Raw genomic sequence first — 13,290 nt, forward strand, 5'->3', positions numbered from 1 at the left:
GAAAGCGGAGGTGGAGCGATGGCACTGCTGCGACAAGAGGTGGAGCCGGGCGAGGTGGGGCTGGACGGGAAGGCGCTGGACCGGCTCGACCAGCACTTCGCCCAGTGCGTGGACGAGGGCCGGCTGCCCGGCTACCTCGTGTCCGTCGCACGCGGCGGCCGGGTCGCGCACCTCGCCGTACACGGCCGACGCGACATCGCCGCCGGACTGCCCGTCGAGCCCGACACGCTGTGGCGGATCTACTCGATGACCAAGCCCGTCACCTCGGTCGCCGCGCTGATGCTGGTGGAGGAGGGACGGCTGTCGCTGGACGACCCGGTCGCCCGCCATCTGCCGGCCTTCGCGGACGCGCGGGTCTACGAGAGCGGCTCCGGGGCGGACACCCGGTCCCGCCCGGCCGACGGGCCGATACTGGTCCGGCATCTGATGACCCACACCTCGGGTCTGACCTTCGGCTTCTACCACACCCATCCCGTCGACGCCCTCTACCGCGAGGCGGGTCTGGAGTCGTCGGTGGCGCCGGGCGCGAACCTGGCCGAGACGATCGACGTGTACGCGAGCCTGCCGCTGCAGTTCGAGCCGGGCACACAGTGGAACTACTCGGTCGCCAGCAATGTCCTCGGCCGGGTGATCGAGGTGGTGTCCGGGCAGCCGCTCGACGTGCACCTCGCGGAGCGGATCTTCGGGCCGCTGGGGATGCCGGACGCCGGATTCGAGGTCAGCGACGAACAGGCGTTCCGGCTCGCCGAGATGTACGGCGAGAAGGAGGACGGCACCGGGATCGAGCCGATCCCCGGACTGCCGCTGCGCGGGCGGCCGCGGTTCCTGTCGGGCAGCGGCGGCATGGTGGCGAGCGCGTACGACATGCACCGCTTCATGGAGTTGCTGCGCCGCCGTGGCGAACTCGACGGCGTGCGGCTGCTCGCCCCCGGGACGGTGGACATGATGACCACCAACCAGCTGCCCGGCGGCGCCGATCTGCGCTCCTTCGGCAGCCGCCCGGCCCACGACGAGCCCGGCAACGACGGCGTCGGCTTCGGGCTCGGCGTCTCCGTGGTGATCGACCCGGCCCGCACCCTGGCGCCGACGGGGCTCGGCGCCTTCGGCTGGAGCGGGGTGGCGACCACGACGTTCTGGGTCGACCCGGGCCGGGATCTGACGGTCCAGTTCATGACGCAGGTACGGCCGCGGACCTCGCACACGATGTTCCGGGACCTCAAGCAACTGGTCCACGAGGCGATCAAGGACGAGTGAACGGGACACCCTCGCGCTCGAGTTCGTCGAGCCACTCCTCGGAGCGTGCCGCCGTCCCGGCCGCACGGCTGAGGCCCGGCGGCAGCGAGCCGTCCAGGATGTGCCGCACACCCACGGCCAGCGGGCGGGACACGCACCGGGCCATCGCGCTCTCCTCCTCGTCCCCCACCCGGTCGAGGAGGTAGCCGCCGGACCAGGTCAGTCCCTCCGCGCCCCGCACCTGGAGCGACACGGCGAGCACGACCCGGTCCCGGTCGGCGTCCGTGGTCGGGTACCGCTGCGCCAACTCCCGCGCCAGCGCCCCGATCCGGTCGTCGTCACCGCGCTCCAGCTCCTCGAACACCTCCGCCCACGCCTTCAGCCAGCCCTCCAGCCGCAGCGTCCCCCGCACGAAGGTCCGCGGCGTCCACGCGGGCGGCAGCTCGTACTGGGCGATGAACGGCACGCTGTCCCGGTTCGGATAGACCTCGAAGGTCTCGCCGCCGACGACATGCGGCCGCGTCACCTCCCACGGCCGCTCCGCCACGGTCTCCACGCCGTCCTCGATGTAACGGGCGGGCGAGCGGAGGGCGCCCAGGACCCCCGCGGGCGCCCAGCTGAAGCGGTACCGGAAGTCGTTCGGCACGGCAGGGACGCCCCCGCAGTACGAGGTCAGCCGGTACGAGGCCGGGGTCGTGTCGCCGATCGCCGCGCGCGCCCGGGCGACGAGGCTGTGCGCGAAGAGGTGGTCGATACCCGGGTCGAGGCCCGCCTCGGTGAGCACGACCAGCCCGGCCCGCGCGGCGGCGGACACCTGCTCCAGCACCGCTTCGGACACATAGCTGGAGCAGGCGAAATGGGCGCCCCGCGCGACGCAGGCCCCGAGCAGCCCGGCGTGTTCGGGCGCGGGCAGCATCGACACGACGGTGTCGCCGGGCGCCAGTTCGGCGGTGAGCGCGGGGAGCGTGTACGCGCGGGGCTCGGCGCGGCCGGTGAGGCCCAGCCGGGCCAGGGCCTCGGCGGCGCGGTCCTCCGTGCGGTGCCACAGCCGTACCCGCTCGGCGGTGTCGCACAGCATGGCCAGTCCGCTGCCGGTGGACAGTCCGGCGCCGACCCAGTGGACGGTGCCGCTCGCGGGAACGCGCTCGTCAGTCACCTCGGGGCTCCCCTTCTACGATGGCCAGTTCGCGGATCGCCGCGAGGAACCGTTCCCGGCAGCGCCCCCACGGCCCGCCCGTGTGGAAGTCGAGCAGCTGGGGCGTGAGGGCGGCCGAGAAGTCGGTGCTGGACTCCTTCGGCAGCAGCGACGGCAGGTTGTCGATGGCGATCAGGTCGAGCCCGGGCTCCTTGCGCAGCCGCCGTACGGGGTCGGACCAGTCGGTGACGCGGTCGTAGACCGGCAGGACGTTGAGCGGTGAGCCGACGTCACAGGTGACGTCGCAGACCGTGCGCAGCCGCCGGGTGGGGCCGTCGAGGTCCTGCTCGCGCAGGAACGGCGGGACCGGGGTGGTGGCGAGCACGGCGTTGACCAGGACGTCGTGGTCGAGCAGCGCCCGCCGGTCCAGGGCGCGGGTCTCGGCGAGGTCCCAGCAGGTGGGCTCGACGGCGGCCGTGTGGAAGGCGAGGCGCGCGCCCCGGCCGCTGCGGCCCAGGGCGCCGATGACGAGTGCGGTGAAGTCCGCGTCCCCGGCGGCGGGGCGCAGGGTCTCGTCCAGCTCGTCCTTGTGCGTGGGGGCCAGGGGCGCGGCGAGCCGGCCCCGGTGCTGGAGTACGGCGAGGGCGGCGCCGAGGTAACCGGCCCAGAAGCCGAAGGCGGCCAGGCGGCGGCCGTGGTCGTCGACCAGGTACTCCAGGTCCAGCAGGGTGCCGCCGCCCGCGGTGAAGCGGTGCAGCAGCTCGGCAGCGCCGGGCTGGCTCTTGTAGGCGTGGCCGAAGTAGATGTGCCGGTGGGTCAGCGCGTGCGGCTGCTCGGGGAGTTCCTTCAGACCGAGGATCACGGCGTCCGGCGGCGCCGACACCCAGGAGCCGGCGGCCGTGACGCGGCAGCCGGCCGCCTCGTACTCCTCGACGGGGAAGACCCGTTGGGGTGACTCCTCGACGGTGACGGCGACCCCGCTCGCGATCAGCCGGGCGGCGTCGGAGGGCACGATCGGCGTGCGGCGTTCGGTGGGGCGGGTCTCGTGGCGCAGCCACAGGTGCAGCTCGGTCATACGAGGTTGGCCTCCGGGCGCGGGGCGTCGGCCGCGAAGCGGTCGGCGCTCAGGGGGCGGACGTCCACGAAGGGTACGCGGCCGAGGTACAGGTCGCGGACGACCTCGCCGACGGCCGGGCCCTGGAGGAAGCCATGGCCGGAGAAGCCGGTCGCGTACAGGAAGCGGGACGGTGAAGCGGCCTCGCCGATCAGGGCGTTGTGGTCCGGGGTGTTCTCGTACAGGCCCGCCCAGCCGCCGGTGCGGCGCAGGTCCAGCAGGGCGGGGGCGCGCCGGGCCATGGCCTCGCACAGGGCGGGGATCCAGCGGTCGTGGGTGTCGGTGGCGAAGCCGAGTGTCTCGTCCGGGTCGGACATGCCGACGAGCAGGCCGGGGCCCTCGGTGTGGAAGTAGAGGCTGGTGGTGAAGTCGATGGTCATGGGGAGGGACGGGGGGAGTCCGGGGACCGGTTCGGTGACCGCGATCTGGCGGCGCAGCGGCTCCACCGGCAGGTCGACGCCGACCGTCGCGGCGACCTGCCGCGACCAGGCGCCGGCCGCGCAGATCACCGTGTCGGTGGCGATCCGGCCCCGGCTGGTCATGACGGCGGTGATGGTGTCGCCGCGCAGTTCGATGCCGGTGGCCTCGCAGTGCCGCAGGATCGTCGCCCCGTGGCGGCGGGCGGTGGCCGCGTAGCCGTGGACGACGGCCTCGGGGGTGCAGTGGCCGTCGTCGGGCGAGAAGGCGGCGGCCAGCAGCCCGTCGGTGGTGATCAGCGGCGACAGACGTCGGGCCTCGGCCGGGTCGGTCAGCCGACTGGGCACCCCGAGATCGTTCTGCAGCCGCACGCCCGCCTCGAACGCGGCGACCTCCTCCGGCGTCGACAGCAGGAAGAGGTACCCGACCCGGTGCAGGCCGATGTCGTACCCGGTGTCCTCCTCGAAGCGGCCGAACGCCTCCAGGCTGCGCGCGCCGAGCTGGATGTTCAGCTCGTCCGAGAACTGCGCCCGCACCCCGCCGGCCGCCTTCGAAGTGGAGCCGGAGGCGAGTTCGTCCCGCTCGACCACGACGACGTCGGGGACACCGGCGCGGGCGAGGTGGCAGGCGATGCTGGTGCCCATCACGCCGCCGCCGATGACGACGACGGATGCCTCACGGATCACGTGCACGGCTCCTCCCGGGGGCGGTCACACCTGTCTGCTACCAGCACACCGCCCGCAACCCGGTCAGGACCAGTGCGCCACGGCATCCAGATGGGGCAGATGGTGATCCAGTCGCTCCCGCTTGGTCCGCAGATAGGTGATGTTGTTCTCGCACGGCGGTATCAGCAGCGGGACCTGCTCGGCGACCTTGATGCCGTGCTCCAGCAGCGCCTCCCGCTTGCGCGGGTTGTTGGACATCAGGCGGACCGAGCGCACCCCCAGGTCCTGCAGGATGCGCGCGGCGACGCCGTAGTCGCGGGCGTCCACCGGCAGGCCGAGGGCGAGGTTCGCCTCGACGGTGTCCAGGCCCTCCGCCTGGAGCGCCATCGCGCGCAGCTTGGCGAGCAGGCCGATGCCGCGGCCCTCGTGCCCTCTCAGGTAGACGACGATGCCGCGTCCTTCGGCGACGACGGCGCGCAGCGCGGAGGCCAGCTGGTCGCCGCACTCGCAGTGCTGGGAGCCGAAGGCGTCGCCGGTCAGACACTCGGAGTGCAGCCTGGTCAGGACGTCCTCGGTGCCGATGTCGCCGTAGACCAGCGCGACCTGTTCGTCACCGCGGTCGTGGTCGAGATAGCCGACCGCCTGGAATTGCCCGTACACCGTGGGCAGGGGGGAACTGACCACACGTTCCACGCCGGTGCGCTGCGGTGGCTTCGTGCCGAGTACGCCGATTTTTTCTGTCATGATCTGGTTCCTAAGCAGAGACGAAAGGCCGTGAAACGATGAGTGGTTCGGGTATACGGTCGGCGGCACACGGTCTGCTGCCGGCGGACACTACGGAAGACGTACGGACGCGGGGCGCCGATGTCTCACGGCAGGTCGCCGTCCTTCCCGTGGGGAGTTTCGAACAGCACGGTCCGTTCCTTCCGTTGGCGACCGACACGCTCGTCGCCTGCGCCGTCGCGCGGGAGATCGCCGACATGTACCCGGTGCACCTCCTTCCTCCGGTGACGATCTCCTGCTCGCACGAGCACGCGGCCTGGCCGGGGACCGTCAGCATTTCCTCGGTGACCCTTCACGCGGTGGTACGGGACATTGCCGAGTCGCTCCGCCGGTCGGGTGTCGAGGCCCTGGTCCTCGTCAACGGCCACGGCGGAAACTATGTCCTGGGAAACGTCGTTCAGGAATCCTCCGCGCGCGGTGAGCGAATGGCGTTGTTCCCGGCCGCGGAGGACTGGGAGACGGCGCGGGAGCGGGCCGGGGTACGGACCTCGCTGCTCACCGACATGCACGCGGGGGAAATCGAGACCTCCATCCTTCTGCACACTCATCCGGAATTGGTCGGGCCCGGCCACGAGAGGGCCGATTTCGTCGCGGACGACCGACGTCATCTGCTCAGCCTGGGTATGTCCGCCTATACCGATTCGGGGGTCATCGGCCGTCCTTCGCTGGGGGATGCGGAAAAGGGGAAGGTGTTGCTGGCGAGTCTCGCGGAGTCGTTCGGGGCGTATTTCTCGCTGCTCACGTCGGAGTAGCCGTGGCCGGTCCTGAGGCCCGTGTACCAGCGGGCCACGAGGACCAGGACGCCGGGCAGGCTTGCCGCGAGGCTCAGTACGCCGTAGACCACCGCGACGGCCAGGCCGTTGCCCGCGCCCAGCCCGGCGGCGCCGAACGCCCAGGCGGTGACGCCCTCCCTCGGCCCCCATCCGCCGACGTTGAGCGGCACGCTCATCGCCAGCAGGGCGAGCACCGCGAGCGGCAGCAGGACGGTGAGCGAGGCGGTGGTGCCGGTGACCCGGGCCGCGAGCACGAACATCGCCACATATCCCGCGAGGACCACGACGGACGAGCCGATGACGCCGGGCCCGTTGCGGCGGGACAGCAGGGCCTCGCGGGCCTCGTCGATCAGGGCGCGGCGCCGTCGGGCGGCGGGCGTGCGGTTCATGCGCAGGGCGAGGCCGATCGCGAGGGCGCCGGCCGCGGCGAACACCAGCAGCAGGGCGATGTGCCGGGTCTCGCCGAGCACCGGGGACGGCACGGTCAGCAGGACTCCCACCCCGACCACGGCCAGCACGACCTGACCGGCGGTCCGTTCGAGGACGACCGAGCGGACGCCCCGGCCGAGGTCACCGGCGCTCTGCCCGTGCCGTACCGCCCGGTGCACGTCGCCGAGGACGCCGCCGGGGAGGGCGGCGTTGAGGAACAGGGCGCGGTAGTAGTCGGCCAGCGCCGGTCCCAGGGGCAGCCGGATGTGCAGGCTGCGTGCCACCAGCTGCCAACGCCAGGCGCTGAACGCGGTGGTGAGCAGGCCGATGCCGAGGGCCGCGAGGAGCGTGGGGGCGTCGATCCGGCGCAGCCCGTCCAGGAAGACGCCGGTGCCCATGCGCCACAGCAGGACGGCGAGGATGGCGACACCGGCGAGGGTGCCCAGGTGGGTGCGCAGGGCACGGGCGGTGAGGCGCGGGCGGGTGGGGACGTAGGCCGCCGCTGTCGTCGTGGGGGCGCTCACCGTCGGCGCGCTCATGACGCCGCGCCCGTCGGGCGGGCCAGCGCGAGCAGGTCGCTGTGGTGGACGGTGACGCGCAACTCGCCCGCCGCGCAGGCGGCCAGACGGGCGGCCAGGTACTTCTCGGCCGGCGCCGCCAGTTCCGGCCGCTGTTCGACGGCGGCGCCGACCCAGCCGCGCAGCCACTGTGCGGTCAGCTCGGCCTCGTCGGGGCCGAGCCGCCACGGGCTGGGCTGTACGTGGACGGTCGCGCCGTGTGCGGCGAACGCCTCGCACGTCGCCGTGACCGCGTCCGGTCCGAGCAGTCCGGTGCGGCGCTGGTGGGCGTTGAACGCCTCGGTGATCTCCGCGTCGAGCGGGTGCTCCGGGGTGAGGTCGACGCGGCCGGCGACGGAGAGCGTCAGCAGCGCCGGGCAGCCGGTGCCGGCGCAGGCGGCGGCGAGTGTGTCGACCTCCTCGCGGGTGAGGACGTCGAGCAGTGCGGAGGCGGTCACCAGGGAGGCGCCGGCGAGGGCGTCCGGGGTGAGGCGGGCGACGTCGCCGCGCCGCGTCTCGACGGTGACGCGGCTGCCGTCGGCGGCGGAGCGCGGGGACGCGACGGCGGCGAAGTGCAGGAGGTAGGGGTCCCGGTCGTGCAGGATCCAGTGCTGGGCCCCGTCGAGCCGGGGCGCGAGCCACCGCCCCATCGACCCGGTGCCGCACCCGAGGTCGTGCACGACGAACCCGCCTGCTCGTCCGGGCAGGTTGGCCAGCCGGATCCGCAACGGATCGAGCAACTCGTGCGCCCGCGCGGCGGCGTCGGCCCCCTCCCGCAGCTCCAGCCACTCGGGGGCGTACCGGGGCTGCTCGTCACCGGGTTCGGAGTCGCGCAGCCGCAGGGTGGGCCGCTCGCCGGGGCGGAGGGAGGAGGGGCCGGCACCGGGGAGCGCGGCCTCGTCGGGGGACGCGGCGCCGTCGTTCTCCGTGGTCCTCGGCCCGGGCTGCGCGGGGATCCCCCCGGCGTTCCCCGTGTCCTGCGCAGCCGTCGAGGTTCCGTTCATGCCGCCCTCCGGGGTTCGTTGGGGAGCCGGCTCAGGACGCCGGCCAGGTGTTTGGCGGTGGTGGCCCAGCCGCCGAGTGCGGCGCGGCGGCCGCGGGCGGCGGACTTCAGGCGGCGGCGTACGTCCGCCTCGCCGAACCAGTGCCGCAGTTCGGCGGCGAGCGCGGCGGGGTCCTCCGGCGGGACGAGGATGCCGGGGACGCCGCCGTCGGGAGCGCGGCCGACCGCCTCGGGGACGCCGCCGACGTCCGTGGCCAGCACCGGGATGCCGCGCGCGAGTGCCTCGGTGACGGCCATGCCGTAGGTCTCGGCGTAGGAGGCGAGGACCATGAGGTCGGCGGCGGCGTAGCTGGCGTCGAGTTCGGCGCCGGACTGGGGGCCCGCGAGGTGGATGCGGTCCCGCAGGCCGTACTTCCTGATCAGGTCGCGCAGGTGAGCGACGTACTCCGGGTCCTGGCCGAGCCCGCCGACGCACACGCAGCTCCACGGCAGGTCGGTCACCCCGGCGAGCGCCTCGACCAGCCGGTGCTGGCCCTTGCGCGGGGTGACGGCGGCGACGCACAGCAGGCGGGAGACGCCGTCGGTGCCGGGGGCGAGGGGCGCGATGTCGGCGCCGGGCGCGGCGACATGGACGCGGTCGGGGGCGAGGCCGTGGTGGGAGACGAGTCTGCGCACCGCCCAGTCGCTGGTGGCGATCACCGCGCCGACGGCCCGCAGGACGGCACGTTCCCTGGCGTCCAGGTCGGCGGCCACCGCCGGGTCGAGTCCCGTCTCGTCGCCGAGCGGCAGGTGTACCAGGACGGCGAGCCGCAGCCGTTCGGCCTCGGGGACGACGATCTCCGGTACGCCGCAGGCGACCAGCCCGTCGAGCAGCACCACCGCGCCGTCCGGCAGATCCCGCAGCGTGCGCGCGAGTTCCGTACGCGCGGCGCCACCCGGGCGCGGCCAGGAGCCGTCCACCAGTTGCTTGTGGACGCGCCAGCCGAAGCCGGGCAGGTCGAGACAGACCCGGCGGTCGTAGGCGTTGCCGCCGCTGGGCGTGGCCGGGTCGTCCACGCCGCCCGGCATGACGAAGTGCACCGTACGCAGGGACATGGGGATGATCTCGCCGTTCCTGAGGGCCGCCGCCTGGGCGGGCACGTAGGTGAGCTTCTCCACGGCCGTCCTGGCGGCCGTCTTGGCGGCCTTCTTCACGGTCGGGTTCAGGTGCGGGTTCAAGGTCGTGTCGGTCACAGGGCACGCTCGTAACTGGCCCAGGCGACGTGCGACTCGTGCAGGGTGACGGAGATGCCCGCGAGCCCCTTGGCCCCCTCCCCCAGCGCGCCCTTGTGCACGCGCTCGGCGAGCCGGTCGGCGATGACCTTCGCCAGGAACTCGGTGGAGGTGTTGATCCCGGCGAAGTCGGGCTCGTTGTCCAGGTTGCGGTAGTTCAACTCGCTGACGACGGCGCCCAGTTCCTGCGTTGCCAGTCCGATATCGACGACGATGTTGTCGTCGTCCAGCTGTTCCCGCCGGAAGGTGGCGTCGACCAGGAACGTCGCTCCGTGCAGGCGCTGCGCGGGCCCGAACACCTCGCCGCGGAAGCTGTGGGCGATCATGATGTGATCGCGGACGGTGACACTGAACAACGAAACGACCCTCCAGGTGCGGGGCATGGATGCCGAGTAGTACGGCTCCTGTCCTTCCCTTGTTCAGCGGCTCTTACGTCTTTTCTGAGGTCAGGCGGTTTCAGGTCACGCGTCGTCCGCGTACCGGACCCGGTGGCAGAGCGCCGGGATCTCCCCGGAGGCGAGGCGGGGCAGCACGTCCGGGAGTTCCTCGAAGGCGCACTCGCCGGTGACGAGCGCGTCGAGCGCCGGGTCGGCGAGCAGGTCGAGGGCGAGGGCGAGCCGGTCGGCGTACGTGCGGCCGGGGCGGGCCGGGGAGACGGTGCCGACCTGGCTGCTGCGGATGGTCAGGCGCCGGGAGTGGAAGGCCTCGCCCAGCGGGAGGGCGACGCGCCGGTCGCCGTACCAGCTCAGCTCGATCACCGTGCCCTCGGCGGCGAGGAGTTCCAGTGACCGGGCGAGGCCCTGTTCGGTCGCGCTGGCGTGCACGACGAGGTCGCACTCGCCGAGCGCGTCGGCGGGTGCGGCGAAGCCGACGCCGAGCGCCTCGGCGACCTCGGCCCGCGCCGGGTCGGCGTCCACCAACTGCACGCGCACGCCCGGGAAGCGGGCCAGCAGCGCGGCCACCGAGCAGCCGACCATGCCGCCGCCGACCACGGCGATCCGGTCGCCGACCAGCGGTGCCGCGTCCCACAGCGCGTTGACGGCGGTCTCCACGGTGCCGGCGAGTACGGCGCGGGCGGCGGGCACGTGCTCCGGCACCGGTGTCACGGCGGCTGCGGGGACGACGTACCGGGTCTGATGGGGATACAGGCAGAAGACGGTACGGCCCACCAGGTCCGCCGGTCCCTCCTCGACCACGCCGACGTTGAGGTAGCCGTACTTCACCGGCCCCGGGAAGTCGCCCTCCTGGAACGGCGCCCGCATGGCCATGTGCTGACTGCGCGGCACGCCGCCCCGGAAGACCAGCGTCTCCGTGCCGCGGCTGACGCCGGAGAAGAGCGTGCGCACCAGGACCTCGTCCTCGGCGGGGTCCGCAAGCTCGACGTCCCGCAGCTCGCCGTGCCCCGGGGAGCTGAGCCAGAACGCGTGTGCCGTGCGAGTCATCGGCGTTTCTCCTGAACGATCGGCAGGTGGTGCACGTACCGAGGTGTGCACAGGCCGCGCACGGTACGCGGCGTTGATCGACTCTGTCACCTGGCCGGAGGAATGTGCGGTGGCCCTGAACAACACGTATGACGCGAGGCTGGTCCAGCAGGAGACCGCGGTGGGCGCGGGCGTGCAGATCCTGTTGCTGGCTCTGCTCGGATCGGCGATCGGCATGGGACCGGCGGGCTGGCTGACCGGCCTCGCCTTCGCGATCGCCACCTGGGCGGTGCTCTCGCGGGCCCTGCACCGGTCGGGACTGCGGTCGTTCGGCCCGGCCAACCGGGTCACCCTCGGCCGGGCCACCCTGGTCGGCGGGGTGACGGCGCTGGTCGCCGACTCCTTCGAGAGCACGCCGCCGGTCACACTGCTGGTCGGCCTGACCGCGGTGGCGCTGATCCTCGACGGGGTGGACGGCAAGGTCGCGCGGCGCACGGGTACGTCGTCGGCGCTCGGGGCGCGGTTCGACATGGAGGTCGACGCGTTCTTGATCCTCGTCCTGAGTGTGTACGTGTCGATGTCGCTGGGGCCGTGGGTGCTGCTGATCGGCGGCATGCGGTACGTGTTCGTCGCCGCGGCCCGTTTCCTGCCGTGGCTGAACGCCCCGCTGCCGCCGAGCACGGCACGCAAGACGGTCGCCGCGCTGCAGGGTGTTTTCCTGCTGGTGGCGGGGGCGGAACTGCTGCCGTGGGGGGCGAACGCGGCGGTGGTGGGGCTGGCGTTGGGGTTGCTGGTGTGGTCTTTCGGACGGGACGTGCTGTGGCTTGGGCGGACGTCGCGGGGGCGGGGGGCGGGCGAGGCGGCTGCGGGGGCGGTGTGTGAGACGGCGGCCGAGGGGGCGGCCGAGGCGGTCGTTGAAACGGCTCCCGCAGCGGCGAAGGCCGGGCGGGCCGAAGGGGCGAAGGCCGGGCGTACTGGACGTGCCAAGCAGGCGAAGGCCGGGCGGGTGCTTGAGCCGGTCGCCGGGTGAAGCCCGGTCGCCGGCGGCACGGCCTGCTCAGGAGCGGCGCGACGCCAGTCCATGCCCGGTGACGCCGGCGCGGCAGCAACTCCGCGGCCGCACTACAACGGCGGGGCAGCGCCCCCGCGACGGTTCACCGGCTCGCACCTGCACATCGCCACGCAGTAAGCGGAATCCACTGATCAATGCCCCTGTCGGACATCGGCTTCGGCTCGCATGAGTTCCGCGTTGATGGCATCGACGCGGTCATCGGATCGCACAAGGGGGTCGGGACGGGTTCCCTCTGCAGGGCTCCGCGACCGCCGCCCGGACTTCGCGGACCCCTGCCTGGTTGTGGTGATGCTCGTCACCACACCCGACGCCGAACGTCAGCCGGCCCTCTTCCACTCCTGGCACCGGTTGGTCTTGAAGTACTCCCCGTTGTTGAGCGTCACCCGTCCCGGCCCGTTGAGGTTGTTGTTGGCGATGATGGAGCCGAACTCGCCGCTGGCGTCCTTGGCCCGCTCCCAGTAGCAGCCGAGCTCGTCCTCCGGCCCGGCTGTCCTGTAGGTGCCGGCCTTGATGTCCTCGCCGACCAGGTACTCGCCCTCGCCGGAGAAGCTGGTCGCCGGTCCGGGCTCCTGAGTCTCCTTCGGCTTGGCGGTCACCGTCTCGGTGACGGTAGGGGCGGGCTCGGGGGCGGCGGCTTGGACGGTCTCGGTGACGGTGACCGTGGGTCGGGGCTCGGCCTTGGGACCGGCGGCTTCTTTACCAGCCTGCGCCGAGCCGCTGCTGTTGCCGATGCCGACTCCGACGATCAGGGAAACCAGGCCGACCGCCCCGTACTTCAGCCACCGTCTGCGGCTGCGAGCGGGCTGCATCGGGCCGGTGGGCCCGCCGAGCCCGAAGGGGCCATGCGCTCCGTGGTCGGGGGTCGGGGAAGGCTGCTGGAAGGACATGGTCGGTACTCCGTTTCCTGACGCGTGCGGTGCGCCGCGATGTGGGCGACGTGCTGACGTGAGGGGATGCCCCTGGTCGTGCGCCGGCACTCAGAGGCCGCGAATCTTCCGGCCCGCCTCGGTGGCCGGGTAGAGGATCGCCTCGGCGACCCGGCCCCCGGAGTCCTTGACCCCGCCGCTGAAGTTCAGGCGTCCGGAGGTGCCGGCCTTGGCGGCGACTCCGTCCCAGTACTTCGCGTCCCGCTCCCAGCGGATGTCGTCGAGGAGCCGGCCCAGGTCGTCCGTGCGGAAGGCGGACGCCGGGTCGCTCCACGGCATGGTGTGGTGGACGGCGATACCGATACCGGCGAGGACGGCGGGCGCGGTGATGGCGCCGCGCTCGGTGAAGTCGCGGGCGTGACGGGCGATCAGCTGCCCGAGGATCGGCACGACGGCCGCCTGCACCTGCTCGGACCGGTACCCCGTCGGCAGTTCGTCCTCGTGGACCGACTCGGCGGACCGCTGGAGGCCGTTGCGCCCGTACAGCGTG

General features: G+C 72.9%; 13 protein-coding genes and 1 pseudogene. 3 read left to right on the forward strand and 11 right to left on the reverse strand.

Features of this window, described 5'->3' with window-relative positions; all coding sequences use genetic code 11:
* Positions 1-18: 18 nt before the first annotated feature.
* The gene (locus I2W78_RS04315) at positions 19-1,254 is read left to right on the forward strand and encodes a serine hydrolase domain-containing protein (protein ID WP_196457106.1); all 1,236 of its coding nucleotides are present in this window, start codon (positions 19-21) and stop codon (positions 1,252-1,254) included.
* Here I2W78_RS04315 and I2W78_RS04320 read toward each other — a convergent pair.
* The 4 genes from I2W78_RS04320 to ribA all read right to left on the reverse strand — a co-directional run bounded on the left by I2W78_RS04320 (position 1,241) and on the right by ribA (position 5,308).
* Positions 1,241-2,389, reverse strand: a complete 1,149-nt coding sequence (locus tag I2W78_RS04320; RefSeq protein WP_196457108.1) for a saccharopine dehydrogenase family protein — start codon at positions 2,387-2,389, stop codon at positions 1,241-1,243. The genes I2W78_RS04315 and I2W78_RS04320 overlap by 14 nt on opposite strands.
* Positions 2,382-3,443 (reverse strand): saccharopine dehydrogenase, encoded by a 1,062-nt coding sequence (locus tag I2W78_RS04325; RefSeq protein WP_196457110.1) that lies wholly within the window; start codon positions 3,441-3,443, stop codon positions 2,382-2,384. Before I2W78_RS04325 ends, I2W78_RS04320 begins: the two co-directional genes overlap by 8 nt.
* On the reverse strand, positions 3,440-4,585 hold the full coding sequence (locus I2W78_RS04330) for an NAD(P)/FAD-dependent oxidoreductase (RefSeq protein ID WP_196457112.1): 1,146 nt from the start codon (positions 4,583-4,585) through the stop codon (positions 3,440-3,442). Before I2W78_RS04330 ends, I2W78_RS04325 begins: the two co-directional genes overlap by 4 nt.
* A 63-nt stretch (positions 4,586-4,648) precedes the next feature.
* A complete protein-coding gene (ribA, locus tag I2W78_RS04335) occupies positions 4,649-5,308 on the reverse strand; it encodes a GTP cyclohydrolase II (RefSeq protein ID WP_196457114.1) in 660 nt (219 codons plus the stop codon).
* Positions 5,309-5,346: 38 nt separating this feature from the next.
* On the opposite strand from ribA, the gene I2W78_RS40110 reads away from it, so the two are divergent.
* Positions 5,347-6,099, forward strand: coding sequence for a creatininase family protein (locus tag I2W78_RS40110; RefSeq protein WP_307783590.1), 753 nt, complete (start codon positions 5,347-5,349; stop codon positions 6,097-6,099).
* A gap of 68 nt (positions 6,100-6,167) precedes the next feature.
* Here I2W78_RS40110 and I2W78_RS04340 read toward each other — a convergent pair.
* The 5 genes and pseudogenes from I2W78_RS04340 to I2W78_RS04360 all read right to left on the reverse strand — a co-directional run.
* Positions 6,168-7,088: pseudogene (locus I2W78_RS04340) on the reverse strand (lysylphosphatidylglycerol synthase transmembrane domain-containing protein); the annotation flags it as partial.
* The gene (locus I2W78_RS04345) at positions 7,085-8,110 is read right to left on the reverse strand and encodes a class I SAM-dependent methyltransferase (protein WP_196457118.1); all 1,026 of its coding nucleotides are present in this window, start codon (positions 8,108-8,110) and stop codon (positions 7,085-7,087) included. The pseudogene I2W78_RS04340 and the gene I2W78_RS04345, both read right to left, overlap by 4 nt.
* Entirely contained in the window at positions 8,107-9,315 is a 1,209-nt protein-coding gene (locus tag I2W78_RS04350) for a glycosyltransferase family 4 protein (RefSeq protein ID WP_230885842.1), read from the reverse strand. The genes I2W78_RS04345 and I2W78_RS04350 overlap by 4 nt, the downstream gene beginning before the upstream one ends.
* 23 nt (positions 9,316-9,338) lie before the next feature.
* The gene (locus I2W78_RS04355; protein ID WP_196457120.1) at positions 9,339-9,737 is read right to left on the reverse strand and encodes a 6-pyruvoyl trahydropterin synthase family protein; all 399 of its coding nucleotides are present in this window, start codon (positions 9,735-9,737) and stop codon (positions 9,339-9,341) included.
* Between the two features lie 105 nt (positions 9,738-9,842).
* Complete coding sequence (locus I2W78_RS04360) at positions 9,843-10,823, reverse strand: zinc-dependent alcohol dehydrogenase (protein ID WP_196457121.1); 981 nt, start codon at positions 10,821-10,823, stop codon at positions 9,843-9,845.
* 109 nt (positions 10,824-10,932) lie between these two features.
* Here I2W78_RS04360 and I2W78_RS04365 point away from each other — a divergent pair, with 109 nt between their 5' ends.
* Positions 10,933-11,832 (forward strand): CDP-alcohol phosphatidyltransferase family protein, encoded by a 900-nt coding sequence (locus tag I2W78_RS04365; RefSeq protein ID WP_307783591.1) that lies wholly within the window; start codon positions 10,933-10,935, stop codon positions 11,830-11,832.
* Between the two features lie 359 nt (positions 11,833-12,191).
* Here the strand turns inward: I2W78_RS04365 and I2W78_RS04370 are convergent, their stop codons facing one another.
* Positions 12,192-12,761 carry a hypothetical protein gene (locus I2W78_RS04370; protein ID WP_230885319.1) on the reverse strand — a complete coding sequence of 190 codons (570 nt, stop codon included), beginning with the start codon at positions 12,759-12,761 and terminating at the stop codon, positions 12,192-12,194.
* Positions 12,762-12,851: 90 nt separating this feature from the next.
* A complete protein-coding gene (locus I2W78_RS04375; protein WP_196457123.1) occupies positions 12,852-13,190 on the reverse strand; it encodes a hypothetical protein in 339 nt (112 codons plus the stop codon).
* Positions 13,191-13,290: the final 100 nt, after the last annotated feature.

Origin of the sequence: Streptomyces spinoverrucosus (genome assembly GCF_015712165.1) — a bacterium.
GTDB classification, from domain to species: Bacteria; Actinomycetota; Actinomycetes; order Streptomycetales; family Streptomycetaceae; genus Streptomyces; species Streptomyces spinoverrucosus_A.

Coding starts and splice junctions, on each gene's coding strand:
- I2W78_RS04315 (WP_196457106.1), top strand. CDS start 19: ATGGCACTGCTGCGACAAGAGGTGGAGCCGGGCGAGGTGGGGCTGGAC.
- I2W78_RS40110 (WP_307783590.1), top strand. CDS start 5,347: ATGAGTGGTTCGGGTATACGGTCGGCGGCACACGGTCTGCTGCCGGCG.
- ribA (WP_196457114.1), bottom strand. CDS start 5,308: ATGACAGAAAAAATCGGCGTACTCGGCACGAAGCCACCGCAGCGCACC.
- I2W78_RS04345 (WP_196457118.1), bottom strand. CDS start 8,110: ATGAACGGAACCTCGACGGCTGCGCAGGACACGGGGAACGCCGGGGGG.
- I2W78_RS04370 (WP_230885319.1), bottom strand. CDS start 12,761: ATGTCCTTCCAGCAGCCTTCCCCGACCCCCGACCACGGAGCGCATGGC.
- I2W78_RS04360 (WP_196457121.1), bottom strand. CDS start 10,823: ATGACTCGCACGGCACACGCGTTCTGGCTCAGCTCCCCGGGGCACGGC.
- I2W78_RS04325 (WP_196457110.1), bottom strand. CDS start 3,443: ATGACCGAGCTGCACCTGTGGCTGCGCCACGAGACCCGCCCCACCGAA.